This is a genomic window from Methanoregula sp. (assembly GCF_049686655.1).
Lineage (GTDB): Archaea > Halobacteriota > Methanomicrobia > Methanomicrobiales > Methanospirillaceae > Methanoregula.
Genome location: NZ_JBAVIG010000052.1, coordinates 1 through 22,087 on the forward strand (window position 1 = coordinate 1; position 22,087 = coordinate 22,087).

Consider the following 22,087-nt stretch of genomic DNA (forward strand, 5'->3'; position numbering starts at 1 on the left):
CTGCCGGACCGTCTGGCCGGAGTACCCTTTCAGTGATCCCGCGTATTTTATCAAGTTCTCTGACGATAGGTGATCATGGATCTCATCAACGGGCACACCAAGGAACTTCCCGAACGACTCAAAGATCAGCCGGTACGATCGGATAGTCCCTGGAGCGCGATCCGCCGTTTCCATCATATCCAGATATTCCTTCACCGAGTACATGGTGTTACTTTCCCGCTCAAATTGCTTAATACTGTTCATGGAGGCGAGGTTATATGAATATTACTGCACTCCGGCCAAGGTTCATCGGGTACCTTGAACCGGTAGCAGATGTTTTTGTACGCCTCGGGATCACCCCCAACCAGATCTCCCTGATGGCGCTGCTTGCCGGTATAGCCTGTGCGGCCCTCTTCTTCCTGCACCAGTTCCTGGCGGGAGCGCTCCTCCTCCTGCTCTCGGCAGTCTTCGATCTCGTGGATGGCAGCGTGGCCCGGAAGACCGGTGCCCACACCAACTTCGGGGCGGTCTTTGACTGGATTGTCGATAAATACGTGGACGGGCTTGTACTCCTTGGTATCGGGCTTGGCGGGGTCCAGGTCATCAGCCAGTTCCTGCCGGTCCCGGCAGCAGCGGATTTCGGCGTTGTTGCATTTGCCATCATCGGGTCCCTGATGAACACGTTCATCAAGCCCGTGGTCTATGCTGAAATCGGGTACCGGGAAAAAGTGGAAGGGAAGATCGACGATCCGCTCGAAGGCGTCGGTTTTTTCGGCAGGCCGGAGACGTTTGTTGTCCTGATCCTCGGCGGCCTCTGCAACGTGATCTGGGTCTCGGTCATCATCATCGCAGTCTGCACCAACCTTTCGGCAATACAGCGGATCATGTACCTTTATAAAACGCTTTCCTGATCCCGCCGTACCAGAACTGGTACAGGTCATCCGCGGACTGCCGGGGTTCCGGGATGAATGCAAAGAGGCTCCAGGCAACAATACCCGGGAAGATGATCGGCGTCACTTCTGCAGTGCCGGCGTATCTGTACCTTTACCGAACGCTTTCCTGATCTCGCCGTAATAGAGCTGGTACAGGTCATCCGCGAACTGCCCGAGTTCCGGGATGAGCGTAAAGAGGCTGTACGCGATGACGATCAGGATAAGGAGTGCCGTCAGTTCGGCGATCACGTTGTGCGCCCAGAAGAAACTCTCGTACCCCGGCTCGCCGTTGCCTGCAAAATCCCTGAAATACGGGAACCACTGGTCGGTGTAGGCCATGATGACAAAGACGTTGCGCAGGAGATTGAGGAAGTAGATTGTCGGCGCAATGATCAGGAACGCCCAGACCTTCTGCCGCAGGGTTGTCGGGACCGCCGCGGCGACCCCGAGAAGGATCGCGATACTCTGGATGCCGGTGCACCCGAGAATGATCTGGACGCTGTACCCGTTCCGGGTAATGGTATCGAGCAGCTGGCCTCCGCAGGCCGAGGGGGCCATCACCAGCTGGGTTGCGGGATCCATGCAGGTCAGGGTAACGGCAAAATTCAGGAGGCCAAGGATCCAGAGGATCTGGTTTACGACAAGCGAGATCAACTGGTTGCCGAGCCATGCGAAGAGCGGGATCTCGGCAAACCCGAACGGAGCATAGATGAGGAAGGCGACTGCTGCTGCCCGTGAGAGGTGGAGCACCCGCTCGTCCCCGGCAAGGAGATATTTTGCCGTTACTGCAAGGAACGGGACGGAGAGCGCTGCAATGATGGGATACATGAAATTGTCTTCTTTGAAAAATTCCGGCAGCATCGCAAAGAGGGTGAGGACGATGAAGATCCAGCCCGCTATTGCGGCATACCTGCGATGAGGACCCGGAATGAGGAACGCCAGAAATCCGGCGCAGGACAGTAGGACCAGGTACTCGATCATTATACAATTATCCACCCGATACCAAAAAAAGGATTCTGCCGTGCATATTGATGCCCCCATCGTTACCCTGGTACAAACCCGGAAAAAAGCGTGATTCCCGCACATTTCAGGAATACTGCCACAATATCCGTAAATCCGGTTACAGCCCTGATAAGAGGGTTAATCTTCTAGCATCACGCATACTATACCGATGTTCTGCCCTGAATGTAAGACGATGATGATCTCTTCCGGGGGTCAGCTCAAGTGCCGCAAATGCGGGTATATACGTAAGATTGAAGTAACTGACCAGATGAAGACGCAGAAGATGCGCACGGAGAATGAGATCACGATCGTGGATGATGAGGATGATAAAATAAAGACCATGCCCACCATCCAGATCAAGTGCCCGAAGTGCGAGAACAATCTCGCGATCTGGTGGCTGCGCCAGCTCCGGGCTGCGGATGAAAGCGAGGTCCGGTTCTTCCGCTGCACCGAATGCGGCCACACCTGGCGGCAGTACGATTAGGCACCAGCCATACGAATATCTCCATTTTTTCAGAAATCCCATCAATTGTTTTGCCCGATGTTGTTTTCAATCTCAAAACAGCGTCCTGTTACCCGGAATAAGAATCCTTTGATGTATGTATCCAGGATCTCCGGCGCTAAAGGTTCCGGCACGGGGATGATCCGGTGGCCAGTATATCAACCGTAGCTGGTGACGGCCATGCAGTCCGTGCAGTTATATGCTGAATGATGGATGACAGAGGTAACCGGTCCTGGCACCGGGACTACCAGGCAATCGCGGTCCTGCCGGCAGCTCTCATTCCCTCAAAGCCAGGTTTTTTCTTTTTGGGAAGAGGTAAATCCCTGTCGGGAAATTCTCCCCTCCGGGTGTGTTGGTGTAAAAACGAACCGGAATATATTTCACTCCAGCATTTTCAATCTACACAGAGCAGACCATGGACGAAGTAAAAATATGCCCGCAATGCGAACGGTGTACTGATCTCGATCAGGAAAATTGTCCCTATTGCGGCAGTGCATTTACGAAATCCATTCCCGAAACGAATATGCAACAGGATTTGGTCCGGGACCAAAACCGCGATCCCGGTCAGAAGCAGGATACGGGTAACGGGTCCGTCCTCCTCTCAACAAGTCCGGAGAGGGCCAGTTTTTTCTTCAAATATCTGATGGCCCTTTCTCCGATCGTGTTAGTGATAGTCTGTGTTTTTGTACGAATGATCCTCGAGCGGATGTTCCAGATCGGGTCGTCGTCGTTTATTTCTGTAGTACCGGCTATGATGTCCGGCTATACGACCGGCCCTCTCAACCCGTATGCTTCACCAATAACCTATGCCACCAGTCTCACCATCCTGATGATCGCCCCTGTTGGCATCTTCATTTTTTTCGCATCGGTGGGATGGTCGATGCGGTTGACCGGGTTGTGGATAAGTACCTCGCTGACACTTGGCCTGAGCGGTGTGGCGGGGATGATCATGACAGGGCTGGCCGGGATCTCACCGTCATCGGGTAATTACCTGCTCCTCCTCCTGCAGTGGATAGAATTCCTTGTCCAGCCGTTCTGTTTTGTAGCAGCGGTTATCGTTATTCTTGCAACCGAAAAGTTCCGGCGGTCCATACGGTACATCATCACAAAGGAGGGGGTGTGGATACGGGGTGGTTTGCTGTCTGTGCAGGAGCACATGGTCCCGTACGATCAGATCGGCAGGATCGTATTTGAGCAGGATTTCCTGGGGACCATGTTCAATTACGGGACGCTCATCCCACAAAGCATGACCCGGTGGGGCCAGGAAATATCGTTCCGTGGTATCGGGGCGACAGGACAGAAAGACAATTTTGGTGCAGGAATAGGATACGCAAAAGGCCGCGAGGAGGGATCCCGGTATCCCCTTGACTGCCTGTACGGGATACGTGATCCAAAAAAGGCACAGGCAATTCTCACGGAACTGATCTGCAGGCATGATAAACGGGAAGATGAGCAGGTCTCCTACCTGAAAAAGATTTACGAGACGGATGTGGCAAAGACGACACCTCGTGGATCCGGCATAAGAGAACCGGAATCAACGGTAGTTCCCGGGCGCAGTACACCTGACGATGCCGGCAACGAACCTTTTGCGGGTACAGCTGCCGCCGGGAAGATGCCGGAATACCCGGAGGGTAAGGTAATCAGAGTACATGATGACGTGATCCCCACGACAACGATGAGTCCTGCCAGCGGCAATGTCCGGGAGATCCCGCCCCTGGCAAAGACCGAAACCCACCCCTCGCTGGGCATCCCTCCCGCTGAGTCGGTACTCGATCAGATCAAAAAGTTAGGAGAACTTAAAACATCGGGGATCATTACGGAGGAGGAATTTACTGCGAAAAAAACAGAATTGCTCAAACGGCTGTAATCGCTAAAAAGAATTTTTTTTGGTTCTGTAGAAATGCTATTTTTTTAAGGATAATATGGGATTCTACAGAGCCAAAATTAGTATGAGAAGTTCTTTTTTTCGATAGTGATGATTTCGATAATCAGCAGATCATCGTGCATGAAAAACGTAGCGCGGTATTCGCCGATCCGAAGCCGATACCTTGGTGCGTTCTTCGGTCTGTCTCTAACCTTCACAACATCATGCCGCTGGCCCGGGCTTGCTGCAAACCGTTCCAGGGCAAGTTCAATATGAATCCGTTGTTCATCAGGGATCTTTACCAGGTCGGTGCTGCTGCATTGGCGGTTGATTGCGGAATTTCAACGAGGTGAAATATCGGTCACCAACCGCCAACGCAACAGAACCTTGTAAAACTGCCCAAAGAGGATTTCTACAGAGCCAATTTTTTACTGTCCCGTACACGGGAGAAAAAAAAGAATACCGGAATATTTTACAGGAGTCCCGGTGCCTTGACCCGGAACTTCTGCCAGAGCACGCGGCCCATGACCCGGTACGTGTAATCCAGTTCTTCGAAGCTGGGGATGCTGTGCTCCTTGAGCATATCCCGGCCGATATTCATGGAATCCCCGCCGAGCAGCGTGGCAACGAGCCGGTTCTGCGTCATGGCGGAGAACTTAAGGATCTGCTTTGCGATCTGCTCCGAGGTGAGGACGAGGTTCGGGAACGTGATGATGAACGCGATGTCCCAGAGGTCCTCGTGCCTTGCCAGCACCTCGAACGTCTTCTCGAACCGTTTCTCGGTCGCATCGCCGAGCAGGTCGATCGGGTTGCCCTTGTTCCAGAACTCGGGGAGGAACTCGTTCATCTCGTCGACCACGCTCGCGGGGAGGTCGACGATCTCGACACCGTACCGCTCTGCATAGTCGGAGGAGAGCACGGCAAACCCGCCGGCGTTCGTTATGACTACGGCCCGCTTGCCTTTCGGGTACCGCTTCGGGTGGGCGAGCATCTGGGCGGCAAGGAAGGCACCGGTGAGGGTGTGGACTACGATCACCCCGGATTTCCGGAACGCTTCCATGTAGACCTCGTAGGAACCGGAGAGCGAACCCGTGTGCGAAGCACTGGCGGCCTGGCCCCTGCGGGACGACCCGGCCTTGATCGCGATGACCGGTTTCACCTTGGCCACTTCGGAGACTACCTCCATGAAGCCCTTGCCGTCCGTGATCTGCTCGATGTAGAGAATGATCGCCTTGGTCTTCTCATCCTTACCCACGTACCGGATGTAATCGAGGAAGTCGAGGTCGGACTGGTTGCCCACGGAGATGACGTTCGAGAACCCGATGTTCTTTGCAAGGCTCCAGTCAACGACGGTGTTGATGATGGCCCCGCTCTGGGAGATGAACGCGATGTTGCCGGGCTTTGGCGACTGGTGGACATAGGTAGTGTCGATACCCTTAGGGGGGATAATGACACCAAGACAGTTCGGCCCGATGATGCGGGTCCCGTGCCCTTTTGCAATGGCGAGGACACGGTCTTCCAGTGCCTTGCCGCCTTCGCCCATCTCCTTGAAACCGGCCGTGATGATCACGGCCATCGGGACGCCTTTTGCCCCGCACTCTTCAATAACCCCGGGGACGTGTATTGCAGGTACTGTGATGACAGCAAGGTCAACCGGCGCCGGGATTGCGGTGATGGTCGGGTATGCCTTGAGCCCCTGGATCTCGCTCCGCTTGTTGTTGACCGGGTAGAGCTGGCCGGGGAAGTGGAGGAGGTTATGCATGACGGCATACCCCATCTTCGACGAGTCCTGGGACGCACCGATGACTGCAATCGAGCGGGGGTTGAAATATTCCATCGGGACCGGAGTCCGCACGGGCTTCTCAACGACCTTTATGTCATCATCGACGATGATGCGTGCATCGACTGCGCAGGCACCCTTTTCATACAGCCGGATCGGGTTGATATCGAATTCCACTACATGCCCGTTCTCTTCAAAAAAGCGGGCCACGTTGGTGATGATCCGGACAAGATCTTCCTCGTCACGGGGCTTGGAGCCGCGGTACCCGGCAATGAGCGGGTATGCGTTGATCTCCTTGATCATCTGGCGGATCTCTTCATCCGTAATGGGCAGGATGCGGAGCGTCACGTCCTTCATGAGCTCGACCATCGTCCCGCCCATGCCAAACGTGATCACCTTGCCGAATGCCGCATCGGTCCTGCCGCCGATGATCAGCTCGAGGCCGGGCTCGGCCTGCTGCTCAACGATCACGCCCTCGATGTGGGCCTCGGGATCGTAGGCCTTTGCGCCGTCAATGATCTTCGTGAATGCGCCAAGGGCTGCTTTCCTGCTGCCGATACCGACAATGACACCGCCGGCATCGCTCTTGTGTACGATCTGGGGCGAGATGATCTTCATGACGACCGGGCAGCCCATGCGTTCACAGGCATGTGCTGCATCTTCTCCGCTCTTCACGATCTGGTATTCCGGTACAGGAAGATCGTACTTCCTGAGCATATCATATCCTTCTGCTTCACTCAACATTTTCTGGGTCAATGGTTCACCTCGAGTCTTGTGTTGTCCGTTCCCCTTGTGGAAAACGGGCTGTTGTGTTGGGAGAATGCGTGCAGAAGGGTTCTTGTGAACAAAACTCTTGCCCGCACATTGGTTTTTTTACAAATTTGGTATGTCATGATTTAAATTTGCTGTAATCCGGGAATCGCTCTCCGGCGTGAATTGGTGGCAGAAATGGGCAGATTTCCGCAATCAAAACCACAAAATTAATTAGAATTCATCATTATTGATAATGTAGATTAGAGGTACTCCATGGCAGAGAGCGCGGATCCAAAACCGGAAGTGAAGTACTATACGCCTGATCCCTCCTATCGCCAGAACAGCTGGATGGGGGATTACACCTGGGCCTATACTGAATTCTTAAAAGATCCCGATGCGTTCTGGGCGAAGATCGCATCCAAACTCCACTGGTATGCACCATGGGACAAGGTAAGGGAATGGAACTACCCGTACGCGCGATGGTTCGTGGGCGGCAAGACCAACATTACCTACAACTGCCTCGACCGGCACGTGCTCGGGAAGAACCGGAACAAGGTAGCGCTGATCTGGAAAGGCGAGACTGAAGAAGAGGAGCGGGTCTACACGTACCGCCAGCTCCTCCGGGAAGTGAACCGGTTTGCCAACGGGCTCAAGGAGCTCGGCGTAGGGAAAGGCGACCGGGTCTGTATCTATATGCCGGTGATCCCCGAACAGGTGATTGCAATGCTCGCCTGCGCCCGTATCGGGGCAGTGCACAGCGTTGTTTTCGGAGGCTACGGTGCCGCGGCACTCAACCAGCGGATCGTTGGTGCGGGCGCAAAAGTGGTGATCACGGCAGACATGGCCGTGCGAAGGGGCAAGTCGATCCCGCTCAAGCACGTAATCGAAGAGGCGATCATCAATGCCCCGATGGTGGAACACCTCATTGTCCTGCGTAGGGAGCTCGGGAGGCCGGTCGAGATCCACAGCGAGATGGAGCTGGACTTCTACGACGTTGTCCATGAGATGTCCCCAGACTGCCTTCCGGAAGTGATGGATTCCGAGGACCCGATGTTCATCCTCTATACGAGCGGCACAACAGGGGCGCCCAAGGGGATCGTCCATACCTGCGGGGGATACATGGTCGGCGTCTATTACACCACAAAGTACATCTTCGACCTGAAAGAGAGCGATGTGTACTGGTGTACTGCCGATCCCGGCTGGATCACCGGGCATTCCTACGTAGTGTACGGTCCGCTCTCTGTCGGGGGAACGATCCTGATCTCGGAGAACACGCCCGATTATCCCGATCCCGGGATCTGGTGGAAGATGGTCGAGGAGTACGGCGTGAGCATCCTCTACACCGCCCCGACCGCCATCCGCATGTTCATGAAACTGGGGGAGGAATGGCCTAATAAATATAACCTCAGTTCCCTCCGCATCCTCGGGTCCGTGGGAGAGCCGCTGAACCCGGAGGCATTCGAATGGTTCTACCATGTGATCGGCAAGGACAAGTGCCCGATCGTGGACACCTGGTGGCAGACCGAGACCGGCATGCACATGATCACGACCGTGCTCGGGGAACCCATGCGGCCCGGTTTCGCAGGCAAATCGATCCCCGGCGTTGTTGTTGACGTGGTGGACAAGGACGGGAAGCCGGTGGAACCGGGGCAGAGCGGCCTGCTGGTCATAAAGGAACCCTGGCCGGCCATGATGCGGACGGTGTACAATAATGATGAACGCTACCGCAAGTATTGGGAAACCATCCCGGGTTGTTACCTGGTAGGGGATCTCGCCATCAAGGGAACGGACGGCAACATCATGGTGATCGGGCGGTCGGACGACCTGATCGTGGTGGCCGGGCACAACATCGGGACTGCCGAAGTCGAGAGCGCGCTGGTCTCCCACAAGGCCGTGGCGGAAGCAGCAGTCATCGGGAAACCGGACCCCCTCAAGGGCAACACCATCAAGGCATTCGTGACGCTGAGAGTCGGCCACACGCCAAGCGACAAGCTGAAAAACGAGCTCATCTACCATGTCCGGATCACGCTCGGCCCTATTGCCATGCCTTCGGAGATCGAGTTCATGGACACCCTCCCCAAGACCCGCAGCGGCAAGATTGTCCGGCGTGTCCTCAAGGCAAAGGAGATGGGGATGGACCCCGGCGATGTCTCCACGCTCGAAGAATAAATGATGGATCCAAACCCAATTTTTTAAATACTGTTTTGTGGCATTTATAAATATGAAGGTCAGGCCAGAAGACTCCCTCAAGATCGAAAATATCGTTGCCTCTGCCAAGGTGACGGATTATCTTGATCTGCCCGCTCTTGCATCCAATATCAAGGATGCCGAATATAACAAGAAGCGGTTCCCCGGTGTTGTCTTACGGATGCAGGACCCGAAGATCGCCGCGCTCGTCTTTGGGTCCGGCAAGGTCGTTCTCACCGGAGCAAAGAGTATCGACAGCCTGAGCAAGGGCCTCAACATACTCGGGGGACTCCTGCGTAAGCAGGGCATCGACATCCCCAAGAAGCTCGAGTACAAGATCCAGAACATCGTCACGTCGGCCGATCTTGCCACGCCCATCAACCTCAACAAGATCGCTGTGGGGTTCAACCTCGACAAGATCGAATACGAACCCGAGCAGTTCCCGGGGCTCGTTTACCGCCTCGATGTCCCCAAGGTCGTGGTCCTGCTCTTCGGTTCGGGCAAGCTGATCATCACGGGCGGCAAGGAACCGGAAGATGCGAAGAAGGCAGTCATCAAGATCCTTTCGGACCTGCGCAGCTTGGGACTTCTCTGAAACCGCGTGCACTGCACCGGATCGTGCGGACCGGGGACAATCAACAAGAAGGGTCGATACCCCCCTCTTTATATGATGAACATTATCCGGCTGCCCTGAACTTTTTTCCCCTATATAATTTTCACGGTCATTAACTGACAATAACAGAGCCTATATATCCTATTTTAGATAATTGTTATACAGAGTTCCAAAAAAAATTGTGGATGTGAACCAATGAGAACTGAAAGTGTGATGTATTTTACAGAGAAAGAGGAGGAGTTTGCAAACCTCCTCATCGAGATTGGAACGAAGAGGAACGTAGCAAAAGTGCTGGTCTTCCTGGCCAACACCCCCGAGGCAACCTCCCGTGCCATAGAGCGCGGCACCGATCTCCGGCAGCCGGAAGTCAGCATCGCCATGCGCTACCTGATCGAGCAGAACTGGATCTCCAGCAGGGAGAGCAAGGCCGAGAGCAAGGGCCGCCCGGTCAAGATCTACGAGCTGGCGAGGCCCATCCATGAGATCATGGACAGTATCGAGAAAGAGAAGAAGAAGGAAGCCAACAACCAGCTGGCCCTTGTCCAGAAATTACGGGACTATATCCGCTGAAGAGACAATTTTACACTCTTTTTTATTTCCTATTATCAGGGTAGTCTTATCGGCAAACCCGGTGAAGAGCCCGCTCTCGACCACACCGGCGATCTTTCCGATCTCTGCTTCGAGCAGGGCAGGGCTTTCAATGCTGTAAAAGCTGCAGTCGGCGATGAAATTCCCGTTATCCGTGATCACCGGCCCGTCTTTTTTCACACCCTCGCGGATCACCGGTTTGCAGCCCAGTGCCCGGAGCTGGGCAAGGACGGGTGTTGCCGCAAACGGGAGGATCTCGACCGGCACCGGGGCCTGCAGCCGGGGGACAACTTTCTGTTCGTCTACCACCACGATAAACCGGAATGCCGCGGCAGCTACACACTTCTCCCGCAGGTGGGCGGCTCCCCGCCCCTTGATCAGGTTCAGGCCCGGGTCCACTTCGTCCGCGCCATCGATTGCCAGGTCGATCGCCGGGTAATCGTCCAGCGTTGCCAGCGGTATGCCGTACTCCCGTGCCCTGATGGCGGTCTGGTACGAGGTCGGAATCCCCGATATCTTCAGCCTTTCTTCCCGTATGCGGACAGAAAGCCGTTCAATCATGTAGAACACGGTCGAACCCGTTCCAAGGCCGAGAACCGTTCCGTCTTCCACCATATCCGCAGCCCGGAACCCGGCCGTAGTCTTTGCCGCCGTGAGGGCGCGTGCCTTCTCATCCATGCAAGTGATACGTATCGGTGCAGGGATAATTAAAATAGTGCGCTTTGTTCCCGGGCAGGTCTGCCATCATCAGGGAAGAAATATCTTTTTTATTTCCTCGTGCGCATCGTGCGCCGTGCAGTCGAGTGTGATCGGTGTTACGGACACATTCCCTTTCCTGACAGCATGGACATCGGTTCCCTCCTCCGCATCCTCGTAGAGCGGGCCGTTGATCCAGAAGTACGGCCTGCCCCGTGGGTCGAGCCGCTTCTCGACACCGGTATGGAAGAGCTTGCGGGCGAGCCGGGTCACCTCGTACCCTCCTTTCACATCCGAAGGTATGTTCACGTTGATCACGTCCGCATGGGGGCAGAACCCGGATTCAAGCACCCGGGAGACCACGTCCCGGACGATCTTCTTTGCATTGTCAAAGCTCTGCCCGTGGGAACTCGGGTCGTCGAACTTGTCCCCCTGGTCCTCGACCTGGAGGGAGAAGGCGATCCCCTTCGTGCCCTGGTTGGAGGCCTCCAGCGCAGCGCCGACAGTGCCGGAGGTCATGATAGATTCGAACGAGAGGTTCTCCCCGATATTGATCCCGCTCACTACCATCGTGGGGTTGAGTTTCAGGGCGTACAGGCCGATGATCACCGCATCGGTTGGCTTGCCTGCCACCGACCATGCGGCCTGCCCGTTGATGGTGATCCGGCTCGCCCGCAGGGGCTCGAAGATCGAGATCGACCGGCCGACCGCGCTCTGCTGGGTGGCCGGGGCGACCACGGTTACATCGGCAATCGGGGCGAGGGCTTCGTACGCGGCCCAGAGCCCGATAGAGCTCACGCCGTCATCGTTGGTCAGCAGGATCGAGGGTCTCATGTGCATTCTTCTATAGCTCCACCCCCCAAAATAGTTCACTGATCGGTGGGCTCATTTTCTATAAAGTGCAAACCGGAACGGGATGAAGGTCCTCCTAGCTGAATACACGGTCTCACACGATCCCTCGCTTGCCCACGAGGGCGCGGCGATGCTTGCAGTGCTCCGCGCCAGTTTCGAACGCTGCGGGCTCGATGTGGTCCTGCCAGGCCCCGGCGATTTCGGTGACGAGATCGCGCGACTTGCCCCGTCCTGCGAAATGGGAATCGTGATCGCCCCGGACCACCTGCTCTCGAAGTACACCTTCCTGCTCGAGCAGGCCACGCACAACCTCGGCTGCGGGTTCATGACCGTGGCGCTCTGCGCAAACAAGGTGCAGACCGGGAAGATCCTGTTGCAGAACGGCATCCCCGTGCCGGGCGATGCAGGGGCCGGAAAGCGCGTGATCAAGCCCGTGAAAGGATGCGGTGCGCAAGGAGTCCGGCTCTCGGTAGGCCTGCCCGGTGAGGGGGAGTTCGCACAGGAGTATATCGAAGGTGAGCATTATTCAGTCAGCATCATCCCGAACCGGGTGATCGGGGACGCCTGCCTGTACTTCACCGGCAACCCTCCTCTTATTCTTGCCGTGAACAAACAGGAGATCGCGATCGGCGGGGGCGGCTCGTTCCGGTACCTTGGCGGCGAGACGCCGGTCCACCCGGCCCGCGAGGCGGAGATTGCCGATATCGCCCGGAAAACGGTCGAAGTGCTCGGGTGCCAGGGCTATTGCGGGGTGGACGTGGTGGTGGCCGACAAAGTGTACGTGGTAGATGTGAACCCCCGGATCACGACCAGCCTCGTTGGTATCGCGGCGTGCATGCGGGAAGAGATCGCGGAGCTCCTGATCGCTGCGTCAAAAGGCAACGGGCCCAAAGAGGTACACCTGACGGGCAGCGCCCGGTTCGATACGGACGGGAAGGTCACGAAGCTATGATCGGGATCGATGTGGGCGGGGCGAACCTGAAAATCTTCGACGGGGCTGATGTCCACATCCACTACTGCCCGCTCTGGGAGAAAGCGCCGATCACCTCCCTGCTGGAACCGTATGCCAACGGAAAGAACGATCAGGTGGCCGTGGTGATGAGCGGGGAACTGGCAGACTGTTTCAGCAACAAGATGGAAGGGATCTCCTTCATCGTGGACGCGGTCCGGCGTGCGTTCCCGTATGCCCGGTTCTATGGCACGGACGCCGCATTCCACGATGGGGCCGTACCGGCGCTGGCCGCAGCGAACTGGCTCGCCTCGGCCGACTACCTCCGGGCGAAGTATCCCGATGCGGTCCTGCTCGACATCGGCAGCACGACCGCGGATATTATTCCTCTTGGCCGTTTCGATACCCTGCGTGGCCTCACCGATCTCGCCCGGCTGCAGCAAGGCTATCTCGTCTACACGGGGATGCTCCGGACGAACGTGGTCACGCTCCTTCGTACCGTGGATCTTGGCGGTACCAGGACCCCGGTCAGCAGCGAGTATTTCGCCACGAGCGCCGATGTCCATCTCGTGCTCGGGACGATCACGGCAGAAGAATATGGCTGCGACACCCCGGACCACAAGGAGAAGACCCGGGATGCGTCCCTGCGCCGGCTGGCCCGGGTGGTCTGCGCCGACCTCGAGGAGATCGGCGAGCAGGGCGCAGTGCAGATTGCCCGGCAATTCCGGGACGCCCAGTGCACGGTGGTCTGCGATGCCGTGCGGGCCTGTGTCTCCTCATCGGGAGCGGAATCGATCATTGTCGCGGGGATCGGGGCGCCGTTCTTTGCCGGGAAGCTTGGTGCGATCAGCCTTAACTGTGAACTCGGACCGGTGGCGGATGCGCTGCCGGCGTTTGCGGTCCGGGAGATTGCACTGAGGGATGGGGTATTTTCGTAATTGGTGTTGCGGAGGGGACAGTGCCTGTCCCCCCGCACCGCCCCTGCGCTTTGCGATGCTGCTGGAATTACCTTCATAACTAAGAAATATTCCTAGCTGATATCGATTCCACGAGGTTACCGTATACTGATAAAGAGACAACTCCCTGCCCCGCCGTGCCTCGGAGAGGCCCTGAGGCGGGGAGCACTCGTTAATGAGTGGAGCTTTCACTTATTTATCATTCAGGATTATTTCTGTTTACCGGCAATTCACAAGAAAATTACAGCAATTGCAACTTTTTGGTATACTTTCTGGAATTTTCACATCCGCATTTAGCTCAGTCGCTGTCACTGCCCTGGTGCGGTACGGGTTCCTGTTGTCCCGGCGCTTGAGGAGTCACCGATGCACGGCGCCCCGAAGGATAACCGCAGGCCGCGAGCACGTCTGCCCCGGCGACACGCTCCCCTTCCGGTACAAGGGCAGCAAGGTTTGCGAGGGAGAGTACCGAGAACGGCAGCCGCATGCCAAAGACATCCGCGGTCGGGATATCACCCGGATGCTTCTTTGCATAGAGCAGGCAGCTGGTCCGGTCCACGATCACGCCCATAGCTTCGAGCACCCGGGCCGCCCGTCCCGCGGGCATCGTGGCCGAGAGCGTGACGCAGAGGTCGATGACGGGCGAGCCGATCCGTGTGTCCGGGTAGAACGGCTCGTCTGCATAGCAGAGCCGGCCGCACTCCCGGCACCGGAATCGTTTCACCTTCACGTGGATTGTCCGTTCCGCCCCCTCATCTTCTATGACCGCGAACTGCTTCTCTTTCATATCATAACCCGCGACCGTCCCGCTGCAGTGCGGGCAGGCAGCGAGTTCCGTGAACGCGATCCCGTCCAGTGCGGAGAAGGCATTCTGGATGATGGCGGCTGCCATGGGGGGGATGCGGGGTGGTTTCATGGGAGATCCTTCGATTTTGTTTTTCCGTACTGCGCTTTCTTCCATTTATGTGGTAGTGTACTGAGTACATTGTATTATGGAACCACATTAACCCACCGTTATTCATCAATTTCTGGTACTTTTTCATTAATCTTATATACCGATGCGTCAGACAATTTGTGTTCGAGGTTAGAACATGGAATTCAAATACGTACCAAGCACCTGCCCCTACTGTGGCAATGGTTGCGGTATCAACCTGGTCGTCAAGGACGGCCAGTTTGCCGGGATATCACCCTGGCAGCGCAACCCTGTCAACGAGGGGAAGGTCTGTATCCGCGGGAACAAGTCGTTCGAGTTCGTCAACAGCCCGAACCGGCTGACCACCCCGCTCATCAAAAAGGACGGGAAGTTTGTCGAGGCAAGCTGGGAAGACGCCTACAAGGAGATCGCCTCCGCGTTCAAGGCCGTCAAGGGAGACGCGATCGGTGTTGTCGCCTCCGCCCGGAACAGCAACGAGGACTCCTTTGTGCTGAAGAACTTCGCAGCGAACGTGCTGAAGACTGCCAACATCGACTACTGCGGCCGCCGCTGCAATGCCGATGCAGTCAAAGGCCTCGCTGATGCCTTCGGCGCCGGTGCTACCACCAACTCGCTTGCCGATCTCGAAACCGCACAGGCAATCCTCGTCGTGGGCAGCAACCCGCTCGAGGAGAACCCTCTTGCAGGCCGCAGGATCATCATCGCCAAGCAGAAGGGTGCAAAGATCATCGTAGCCGATGCCCGCAAGACGCCAACGGCACGGCTTGCCGACATCCACATTGCCTGCAACCCGGGCACCGGTGTCGCAGTCGTCAACGGTATCATCAGCGCGATCATCAAGGCAGGTAAGGAGAACAAGGACTTCATTGCAAAGAAGACAAGCAACTTCGACAAGGCCAAGGCAGCAGTCGCATCCAGCACTCCTGAGGCAGTCGCCAAGATCGCGGGCATCGATGCAGCCCTCATCACCCAGGCAGCCGAGATTTTCGCAGCAGCACAGCCCGCGGCAGTAGTCACCTCCGCAGGTGCAGGCTCGGGGGACCTTATCCGGGCCCTTGCAAACCTCCAGCTCGTCACCGGCAATGTCGGCAAGGCCGGCGCAGGGGTCAACCTCCTCCGCGGCAAGTCCAATGCCCAGGGTGCAGCCGATGTCGGCGCAGTCCCTGGCGAGAACGGCCTGGCCGTCCCGGCCATGATCGATGCGGCAGCAGCCGGCAGGATCAAGGCACTGTACGTAGTTGGCGAGAATATCGCCTCCGCAGGCGCCCACGTCACCGACGCCCTCGGCAAGCTCGACTTCCTCGTTGTCCAGGACCTCTTCCTGACCGAGACCGCCGCGAAGGCAAACGTTGTCCTGCCCTCTGCCTCCTTTGCAGAGCGCGACGGCACCGTCACCAACGCCGAGCGCCGGGTCCAGCGGATCCGCAAGGCGATCGAGCCCGTCGGGACCTCAAAGGCAGACTGGCAGATCATCTGCGACATTGCAAAGGCAATGGGACACGAGAAGGACTTCGTGTTCAAGGATGCAGAGGCCATCTTCAACGAGATCGCAAAGGCAGTGCCCGCATACGCAGGCATCAATTATGCGAAGCTCGAGAAGCCCGAAGCCATCCAGTGGCCCGCAGCAGGCGGCGTCTTCGGCACTGCATTCCTGTACGCTGACAAGTTCAGCACAAAGGACGGCAAGGCAGCCTTTGCCGCAGTAGAGTACAAGGCCGGCGAGGCAGCCGGTGCAGAGTTCCCGTTCATGGTCGCCGCACAGTGGCCCATGGGCACGCTCTCCATGAACAGCGCGTCCATTGTCCGCGAATGGCCCTACCCGGTTGTCGCGATCAACAAGGAAGATGCACACGCCCAGGGCATCATCAACGGCGACGCGGTCAAGGTCTCCGGCAAGGCCGGCAGCGTAGTCCTTGCAGCCAAAGTTACCGCCGAAATCAAGCAGGGTGTCGTCTCCATGCCCGCAGGCTTTGCGGCTGCGGCTGTAAAACTCGAGAAAGTAACGGAGGAAGCATAACATGGCAAAGAAAGGCGACATGCTCTATGCATGGACCAATGATGCAGACATCAAGAAGAAGGCCGAACTCGGTGGCGCAGTAACCGCAATCTGGAAGCATGCGCTCGACACCAAGGCAGTCGACGCGGTGCTCGTCATCTCCCGGGGCAAGGACCTCTACGATGCAAAGCCGACCCTTGTCAAGACATCCGCGGAACTCGCAAACACGGCAGGTTCCCTCCACTGCGGTACCCTCCTCCTCCCGAAGCTCGTGAAGAAGTACCTCGAAGGGTCCGAGAACATGAAGCTCGGTGTCACCGTCAAGGGCTGCGACGCGATGGCATTCTACGAACTGGCCAAGCGCAAGCAGATCAACCTCGACAACGTGGTCATGATCGGTGTCAACTGCGGTGGGTCGGTCAGCCCGGTCCTCGCCCGCAAGATGATCGCCGACAAGTACGGCGTTGACCCGGACACCGTCCACAAGGAAGAGATCGACAAGGGCCAGTTCATCATCGAGTACGAAGGCGGCCACAAGGGTATCTCGGTCGACGAACTCGAAGAGCACGGCTATGGCCGCAGGTCCAACTGCCGCCGCTGCAAGATGAAGGTCCCCCGCCAGGCAGACCTTGCCTGCGGTAACTGGGGTGTCATCGGCGAGAAGGCCGGCAAGGCCACCTTCGTCGAGGTCTGCTCCGAGAAGGGTGCGAACCTGGTCACCGGCGCCGTCAAGTCCGGTGTACTTGCAACCGAGCCCGCGAACCCCAAGGGCCTCGACATCCGCGGAAAGGTCGAGGGCGCAATGCTGAAGCTCGGCGAGAAGTGGAGAAAGCACGACTTCGAGGCACTCGGCGAGGGCAAGGACCGGCTCAAGAAGATCATGACCGAGACCTCCCGCTGCATCAAGTGCTACAGCTGCATCTCGGCCTGCCCGATCTGCTACTGTGTCGACTGCACGACCAAGAACCCGTCGTATATCACCCCCGGCGAAGTACCCCCGAACTTCATGTTCCACCTCATCCGCTTCGCCCACATCGCATCCAGCTGCGTGAACTGCGGCCAGTGCCAGGAACTCTGCCCGTCAGAGATCCCGAACGCGCTCTTCATGCACGCCCAGCAGGTAGAACTCGAGAAGATGTTCGGCCACACCCCGGGTATCTCCATGGAGCTCCCGATCCTCGCATACGCAGAGGAGAAGGTAGAGCGTGCACGCCTGCACAACACCGGCAGCGACATGATCTACCTCAACGTCTTCAACCCGATGAAGCAGCACTAACCTCAATCATACTTTTTTTGCAGGGTTTCCTGTGATTTCCGCGTCCTTTTGTTTCTCTCCGGGAGTTATCTTTTCCCGGGGAGCCGGTAATCGGGATCGCTATTCATAAGGGTAACGTGGTATTAACCCCCTGAAATTTCCTGAAACATTTCCACGGACTGCGGTCGGCTCGCCCCGGCCGTTGTGGCGACCCCCATACGGTTATAGAACGATATATCTTTGTTCAGATGCTGTTGCATTGACGGGACGAAAAAAACATAATCCCGTAGTAAAACCTGCCTGTCAGGAAGTTAAATGTCCTGACAACACACAAGACCCGTTCCGGATATTCTTTTGTGGCAGGTCATGTCCCGGGAGACTCCACCCGCTTCTTTGTGCAGTGCATTCCCTTCAGGCTCATCACCTGGCACCCTCCCCCGCAGAGATCCAGGTCCCTGCATTCCCTGCATTCAGCGGGGATGGAGGAACACCTCCCGTCGCGGAACTGCCCGAACCCCTTCTCCCAGATATCTGCAAAGCTCTCCCTTCGCAGGTCCCCGGCGATATATCCTCCTGCTGGCGGCAGTTCCGGACAACCCCGGACCTGCCCGTCAGCACCGATGCAGCACGAGATGATCCCGATCCCGCAGAAGAAGAAATCGTTACGGTGTATCTTCCGGTCGTAGCAGTCCCCCAGGTATCCGAGGTTCTCTCCAAGGAGGATCGGGAAGCGATCATGCATCTTCCCGGCGATAAAATCCAGGAGCGATCTCAACTGCCCGTCCGATAAAAAGAGGGAATCATCTTCCGATGCCCTCCCGATGGGCATCACCGTCCCGATCCTCCAGAGATCGGCATGCTTCCGTGCGAGCGTGTAGAGATCTTCCAGTTCATGAATATTCCGGGGCGAGATGATCGAGGTCATGCAGGCCTGGCGGCAGCCGTGCGTTTTCAGGAGATTCAGCGCGTTCATCGCCACGGCAAAGGCGCCGTCGGTCATTCTCAGCGTATCGTGGGTCCCCCCGATCCCATCCACGCTGACCTGTATCGAGTCGGCGGCCCGGACGATTCGTGCGATATTTTCCTCAGAGATACGGGAACCGTTCGTGGAAAATCCCGTTTCCAGGCCACATTCCTTTGCTCGCTCAAGGACCTCAAGGAGATCGGCGCGCAGGAGCGGTTCGCCGCCCGTGGCGAGAAACCTCATCACTCCCGTCTGCGAGAGGTCCCGGATAATATCCGATATCTCCCCTGTCGACAGTTCGTCCCGGGTAGTACGGCTGTCCCCCGAACCGCAATGGATGCATTCCATGTTGCACGCAAGAGTACATTCCCAGATCACGGTCTTCGGCGGGGGTGTCCTCCCCAGTTCCCTCATGGTGCAAAAGCCTGAAAGAAGGGCCTTTCTCTTGATTCTCTTGAAAAACAAATTGGTCATTAGATATTTATGTCAGGTGATTTTATATTAAAAATATGGTGAACCGGAAGGAGATCCCGCTCTCTTTTTTCGTATCAGGTCCTCTCATTTCTCTTTTTTACCCCCTCGTCCGGATGAATGTTGCGTATGCCCCACCTGGGATAACTGCTACATATGCCCCGCCAGGTATGATGACGGTGGGACACGGGCAGGACTTCACGCTTGTCGCCGTTGGTCTTGCCATTATTTTCCTGGCAGGCCTTGCCAGGTTCTTCATCGGACGGAGGCGGAAAAAGTCTAAGCCTTAAATATTTATATCGGATATTCACAAATTAATATTATGGTCACCTGGAAGAATATCTCGATGGCTTTTTTCGCTGTAGGTCTCCTCGGCCTTCTTCTCACGGTTTTTCTCTCCCTCGTCCAGATGACTTCCATGTATGCCCCGCCCGATGTCATGGCCGCGCAGACCGCAAAAAAAGGGCAGGACTTCACGCTTATCGTTGTTGGTCTCGGCATCATCTTCCTGTCTGGCGCTGTCACGTTCTTCCTCGGGAAGAGGCAGGAGGAGTCCGGGCCTCCTGAAAAAGAGCCGTAACTCCTCTCCCGTGCCCGGGTTCCCCGCCATATCCCACGGCGGAAACACTCCTTCGCCCCGTCATGAGCCCCGGCTGTGTCCCGGTCCTTGCGGGACGGAACACTTCATCAGGATTATATGATCATGGTACAAGACCTCTCCTGAATCCCCGGAGGATCCCCGCGTGTTCCATTATGTCCCGACCACCTGTCCCTACTGCGCCACCGGCTGCGGCCTGAACCTCGTAGTGAAGGACCACCGCATCGTAGACGTGGCGCCCTGGCACCGGAGCCCGGTGAACGAGGGGAAACTCTGCCCAAAAGGAGCCCATGCCCACGAGTTCATCAACCACCCGGACCGGCTCACGACCCCGCTGGTACGGAAGAACGGAGAGCTCGTCCCTGCGAGTTGGGACGAGGCTCTCGACCTTGTGGCGGAGAAGTTCCGGTCCGCTGCGCCCGGCACCACGGCCTGCCTCTCCTCCTCACGGGCCACGAACGAGGACAATTACCTCTTCCAGAAGTTTGCCCGCACCGTGCTCAGAACCCCGCACGTGGACAACTGCGCCCGGCTCTGCCACTCGTCATCAGTGACCGGCCTTGCGATGGTCTTTGGCTCGGGTGCGATGACCAACTCGTTTGCCGATATTGAGGAGTCGGCATGCATCTTCGTGATCGGCAGCAACACGCTTGAGAACCACCCGCTCATCGCCCGGCGCGTGATCCTGGCCCGGCAGAAGGGGGCGAAGCTGGTCGTAGCCGATCCCCGCAGGACTCCGTTAGTGAAGCAGGCGGACCTCCACCTGCCTCTCCTGCCCGGGACCGATGTGGCGCTCCTGAACGCGATGATGCAGGAAATCCTCCGGCAGGGATGGGAGGATGAGGAGTTTATCGCGGCCCGGACCTCGGGCTTTTCGGCGATGAAGGACGAGGTGATGCAGGACTGGTACAGCCTCGATAATGCGGCGAAGACCTGCGGGGTGAAGCCGGAGGATATTGCCACGGCCGCATCGTGGGTCGCTCAGTCCCCGTCCTGCTCGCTCCTCTTTGCCATGGGGATCACCCAGCACACCACCGGGGTGGACAATGTCCGGTCGTGTGCAAACCTCCAGATGCTGACCGGCAACATCGGCAACCCGGGCGGCGGGGTGAACCCCCTACGGGGCCAGAACAATGTGCAGGGCGCCTGCGACATGGGCTGCCTGCCGGACGTCCTCCCCGGGTACCAGCAGCTGGCCGACCCGGCGGTGCGGAAGAGGTTCGAAGCCGCGTGGGGCTGTGCGGTGGCGGAGAGCCCGGGGCTGACCCACACGGAGATGATCGCTGAGCTCGGGGCGGACAACGGGGCGATCCGCTCAATGTACGTGATGGGCGAGAACCCGGTGCTTGCGGACCCCGACTGCCACCAGACCGCTGAGGCGCTCTCGCACCTCGATTTCCTTGTTGTGCAGGACATCTTCCTCTCGGAGACAGCAGCACTCGCGGACGTGGTTCTGCCGGTGGCCGGTTTCGGGGAACGCGACGGCACCCAGACCTCGGCCGAGCGCCGGGTCCAGCGGGTGCGGAAGGCACAGGAGCCGGTGGGCGGGGCAAAGCCCGACTGGCAGGTCCTCTGCGAGATCGCAGCCCGGCTCGGGTTTGCGGAGCAGTTCTCCTATACGGATACAGCAGCGATCTTCCGGGAGATCGCCCGCGTCACACCGCAGTATGCCGGCATGGACTATGTGCGGCTCGACCGGCCTGAGGCCCTCCAGTGGCCCTGCCCCTCAGCCGATCACCCCGGCACCCCGATCCTGCACCGGGAGCGGTTTAATACGCCGGATGGAAAAGGGATTTTTACCCCGATCCCGTATATCCCGCCCCGGGAAGTACCCGACGCGGAGTACCCGTTTTTCCTCAACAACGGGAGGGCGATCTGGCACTGGCACTGGGGTTCGATGACGCACCGGTCCCCGACGCTTGAGCGGGAATGCCCTGCGGCCTGGCTCGAGCTGCACCCGGATGATGCACGGGCGGCCGGGGTCCGTGATGGCGACGTGGTACGGGTCAGCTCCCGGCGCGGGAGCGTGGAAATGCCAGCAAAGGTAACGGCCGTCACCCGTCCCGGCGTGGTCTTCATGCCCATCCACTTCGGGAAGACTGCGGTAAACCTCCTGACAAACCCCGTCCTCGACCCGTTCTGCCGGATCCCGGAGTTCAAGGCATGTGCGGTGAAGGTTGAGAAGGTACCGGGATAAATCCTTAAGAAATCCACACGGT

20 protein-coding genes are annotated in these 22,087 nt (G+C 57.6%); 13 read left to right on the forward strand and 7 right to left on the reverse strand.

The features are described from left to right. A partial coding sequence (locus tag WBL42_RS06685; protein WP_424720497.1) for a hypothetical protein occupies window positions 1–204 on the reverse strand: 204 nt, incomplete at its 3' end. Between the two features lie 53 nt (window positions 205–257). Here WBL42_RS06685 and WBL42_RS06690 point away from each other — a divergent pair. Continuing rightward, on the forward strand, window positions 258–890 hold the full coding sequence (locus WBL42_RS06690) for a CDP-alcohol phosphatidyltransferase family protein (RefSeq protein ID WP_424720498.1): 633 nt from the start codon (window positions 258–260) through the stop codon (window positions 888–890). Window positions 891–992: 102 nt separating this feature from the next. Here the strand turns inward: WBL42_RS06690 and artA are convergent, their stop codons facing one another. Then, window positions 993–1,892 carry an archaeosortase A gene (artA, locus tag WBL42_RS06695; protein WP_424720499.1) on the reverse strand — a complete coding sequence of 300 codons (900 nt, stop codon included), beginning with the start codon at window positions 1,890–1,892 and terminating at the stop codon, window positions 993–995. A gap of 190 nt (window positions 1,893–2,082) precedes the next feature. Between artA and WBL42_RS06700 the strand changes: the two genes are divergently transcribed. Together WBL42_RS06700 and WBL42_RS06705 are read left to right on the forward strand one after the other, a co-directional pair. Further along, the gene (locus WBL42_RS06700) at window positions 2,083–2,397 is read left to right on the forward strand and encodes a transcription factor S (RefSeq protein WP_424720500.1); all 315 of its coding nucleotides are present in this window, start codon (window positions 2,083–2,085) and stop codon (window positions 2,395–2,397) included. Between the two features lie 709 nt (window positions 2,398–3,106). Next, a complete protein-coding gene (locus tag WBL42_RS06705) occupies window positions 3,107–4,282 on the forward strand; it encodes an SHOCT domain-containing protein (RefSeq protein ID WP_424720501.1) in 1,176 nt (391 codons plus the stop codon). A 469-nt stretch (window positions 4,283–4,751) separates the two neighbouring features. Here WBL42_RS06705 and WBL42_RS06710 read toward each other — a convergent pair whose 3' ends face one another. After that, complete coding sequence (locus WBL42_RS06710) at window positions 4,752–6,815, reverse strand: acetate--CoA ligase family protein (RefSeq protein ID WP_424720502.1); 2,064 nt, start codon at window positions 6,813–6,815, stop codon at window positions 4,752–4,754. Between the two features lie 270 nt (window positions 6,816–7,085). Between WBL42_RS06710 and acs the strand changes: the two genes are divergently transcribed. From acs to WBL42_RS06725, 3 genes are all read left to right on the forward strand, one after another. After that, window positions 7,086–8,981, forward strand: a complete 1,896-nt coding sequence (gene acs, locus WBL42_RS06715; RefSeq protein WP_424720503.1) for an acetate--CoA ligase — start codon at window positions 7,086–7,088, stop codon at window positions 8,979–8,981. A gap of 52 nt (window positions 8,982–9,033) precedes the next feature. After that, the gene (locus WBL42_RS06720; protein ID WP_424720504.1) at window positions 9,034–9,594 is read left to right on the forward strand and encodes a TATA-box-binding protein; all 561 of its coding nucleotides are present in this window, start codon (window positions 9,034–9,036) and stop codon (window positions 9,592–9,594) included. A 213-nt stretch (window positions 9,595–9,807) separates the two neighbouring features. Continuing rightward, complete coding sequence (locus WBL42_RS06725; RefSeq protein WP_424720505.1) at window positions 9,808–10,182, forward strand: ArsR family transcriptional regulator; 375 nt, start codon at window positions 9,808–9,810, stop codon at window positions 10,180–10,182. Here WBL42_RS06725 and rpiA read toward each other — a convergent pair. Next, window positions 10,162–10,878 carry a ribose 5-phosphate isomerase A gene (rpiA, locus tag WBL42_RS06730; protein WP_424720506.1) on the reverse strand — a complete coding sequence of 239 codons (717 nt, stop codon included), beginning with the start codon at window positions 10,876–10,878 and terminating at the stop codon, window positions 10,162–10,164. The genes WBL42_RS06725 and rpiA overlap by 21 nt on opposite strands. Window positions 10,879–10,947: 69 nt before the next feature. Then, window positions 10,948–11,730: a 5'/3'-nucleotidase SurE gene (gene surE, locus WBL42_RS06735; RefSeq protein ID WP_424720525.1), complete on the reverse strand. Its 783-nt coding sequence runs from the start codon at window positions 11,728–11,730 to the stop codon at window positions 10,948–10,950. An 82-nt stretch (window positions 11,731–11,812) separates the two neighbouring features. Here surE and WBL42_RS06740 point away from each other — a divergent pair, with 82 nt between their 5' ends. Then, entirely contained in the window at window positions 11,813–12,700 is an 888-nt protein-coding gene (locus WBL42_RS06740) for an ATP-grasp domain-containing protein (RefSeq protein ID WP_424720507.1), read from the forward strand. Beyond that, window positions 12,697–13,635, forward strand: a complete 939-nt coding sequence (locus tag WBL42_RS06745) for a hydantoinase/oxoprolinase family protein (RefSeq protein ID WP_424720508.1) — start codon at window positions 12,697–12,699, stop codon at window positions 13,633–13,635. Before WBL42_RS06740 ends, WBL42_RS06745 begins: the two co-directional genes overlap by 4 nt. A gap of 316 nt (window positions 13,636–13,951) precedes the next feature. Here the strand turns inward: WBL42_RS06745 and WBL42_RS06750 are convergent, their stop codons facing one another. Further along, the gene (locus tag WBL42_RS06750) at window positions 13,952–14,566 is read right to left on the reverse strand and encodes a hypothetical protein (RefSeq protein WP_424720509.1); all 615 of its coding nucleotides are present in this window, start codon (window positions 14,564–14,566) and stop codon (window positions 13,952–13,954) included. Between the two features lie 175 nt (window positions 14,567–14,741). Here WBL42_RS06750 and WBL42_RS06755 point away from each other — a divergent pair, with 175 nt between their 5' ends. Next, window positions 14,742–16,601, forward strand: coding sequence for a molybdopterin oxidoreductase family protein (locus WBL42_RS06755; protein ID WP_424720510.1), 1,860 nt, complete (start codon window positions 14,742–14,744; stop codon window positions 16,599–16,601). 1 nt (window position 16,602) lies between these two features. Beyond that, entirely contained in the window at window positions 16,603–17,856 is a 1,254-nt protein-coding gene (locus WBL42_RS06760; RefSeq protein WP_424720511.1) for a Coenzyme F420 hydrogenase/dehydrogenase, beta subunit C-terminal domain, read from the forward strand. A 343-nt stretch (window positions 17,857–18,199) separates the two neighbouring features. Here WBL42_RS06760 and WBL42_RS06765 read toward each other — a convergent pair whose 3' ends face one another. Next, window positions 18,200–19,273 (reverse strand): radical SAM protein, encoded by a 1,074-nt coding sequence (locus WBL42_RS06765; protein WP_424720512.1) that lies wholly within the window; start codon window positions 19,271–19,273, stop codon window positions 18,200–18,202. 35 nt (window positions 19,274–19,308) lie between these two features. Here WBL42_RS06765 and WBL42_RS06770 point away from each other — a divergent pair, with 35 nt between their 5' ends. The 3 genes from WBL42_RS06770 (at window position 19,309) to fdhF (ending at window position 22,065) form a co-directional block, all read left to right on the forward strand. Beyond that, window positions 19,309–19,560: a hypothetical protein gene (locus WBL42_RS06770; RefSeq protein WP_424720513.1), complete on the forward strand. Its 252-nt coding sequence runs from the start codon at window positions 19,309–19,311 to the stop codon at window positions 19,558–19,560. Window positions 19,561–19,592: 32 nt separating this feature from the next. After that, window positions 19,593–19,850: a hypothetical protein gene (locus WBL42_RS06775; protein WP_424720514.1), complete on the forward strand. Its 258-nt coding sequence runs from the start codon at window positions 19,593–19,595 to the stop codon at window positions 19,848–19,850. A 163-nt stretch (window positions 19,851–20,013) separates the two neighbouring features. Beyond that, window positions 20,014–22,065 carry a formate dehydrogenase subunit alpha gene (gene fdhF, locus WBL42_RS06780; RefSeq protein WP_424720515.1) on the forward strand — a complete coding sequence of 684 codons (2,052 nt, stop codon included), beginning with the start codon at window positions 20,014–20,016 and terminating at the stop codon, window positions 22,063–22,065. Window positions 22,066–22,087 lie beyond the last annotated feature (22 nt).

Bases quoted from the DNA above. Each gene is read 5' to 3' on its own strand.
- WBL42_RS06690 (WP_424720498.1), top strand. From the start codon at position 258: ATGAATATTACTGCACTCCGGCCAAGGTTCATCGGGTACCTTGAACCG.
- artA (WP_424720499.1), bottom strand. From the start codon at position 1,892: ATGATCGAGTACCTGGTCCTACTGTCCTGCGCCGGATTTCTGGCGTTC.
- WBL42_RS06700 (WP_424720500.1), top strand. From the start codon at position 2,083: ATGTTCTGCCCTGAATGTAAGACGATGATGATCTCTTCCGGGGGTCAG.
- WBL42_RS06705 (WP_424720501.1), top strand. From the start codon at position 3,107: ATGATCCTCGAGCGGATGTTCCAGATCGGGTCGTCGTCGTTTATTTCT.
- acs (WP_424720503.1), top strand. From the start codon at position 7,086: ATGGCAGAGAGCGCGGATCCAAAACCGGAAGTGAAGTACTATACGCCT.
- WBL42_RS06720 (WP_424720504.1), top strand. From the start codon at position 9,034: ATGAAGGTCAGGCCAGAAGACTCCCTCAAGATCGAAAATATCGTTGCC.
- WBL42_RS06725 (WP_424720505.1), top strand. From the start codon at position 9,808: ATGAGAACTGAAAGTGTGATGTATTTTACAGAGAAAGAGGAGGAGTTT.
- rpiA (WP_424720506.1), bottom strand. From the start codon at position 10,878: ATGGATGAGAAGGCACGCGCCCTCACGGCGGCAAAGACTACGGCCGGG.
- surE (WP_424720525.1), bottom strand. From the start codon at position 11,730: ATGAGACCCTCGATCCTGCTGACCAACGATGACGGCGTGAGCTCTATC.
- WBL42_RS06740 (WP_424720507.1), top strand. From the start codon at position 11,813: ATGAAGGTCCTCCTAGCTGAATACACGGTCTCACACGATCCCTCGCTT.
- WBL42_RS06745 (WP_424720508.1), top strand. From the start codon at position 12,697: ATGATCGGGATCGATGTGGGCGGGGCGAACCTGAAAATCTTCGACGGG.
- WBL42_RS06750 (WP_424720509.1), bottom strand. From the start codon at position 14,566: ATGAAACCACCCCGCATCCCCCCCATGGCAGCCGCCATCATCCAGAAT.
- WBL42_RS06755 (WP_424720510.1), top strand. From the start codon at position 14,742: ATGGAATTCAAATACGTACCAAGCACCTGCCCCTACTGTGGCAATGGT.
- WBL42_RS06760 (WP_424720511.1), top strand. From the start codon at position 16,603: ATGGCAAAGAAAGGCGACATGCTCTATGCATGGACCAATGATGCAGAC.
- WBL42_RS06765 (WP_424720512.1), bottom strand. From the start codon at position 19,273: ATGACCAATTTGTTTTTCAAGAGAATCAAGAGAAAGGCCCTTCTTTCA.
- WBL42_RS06770 (WP_424720513.1), top strand. From the start codon at position 19,309: ATGGTGAACCGGAAGGAGATCCCGCTCTCTTTTTTCGTATCAGGTCCT.
- WBL42_RS06775 (WP_424720514.1), top strand. From the start codon at position 19,593: ATGGTCACCTGGAAGAATATCTCGATGGCTTTTTTCGCTGTAGGTCTC.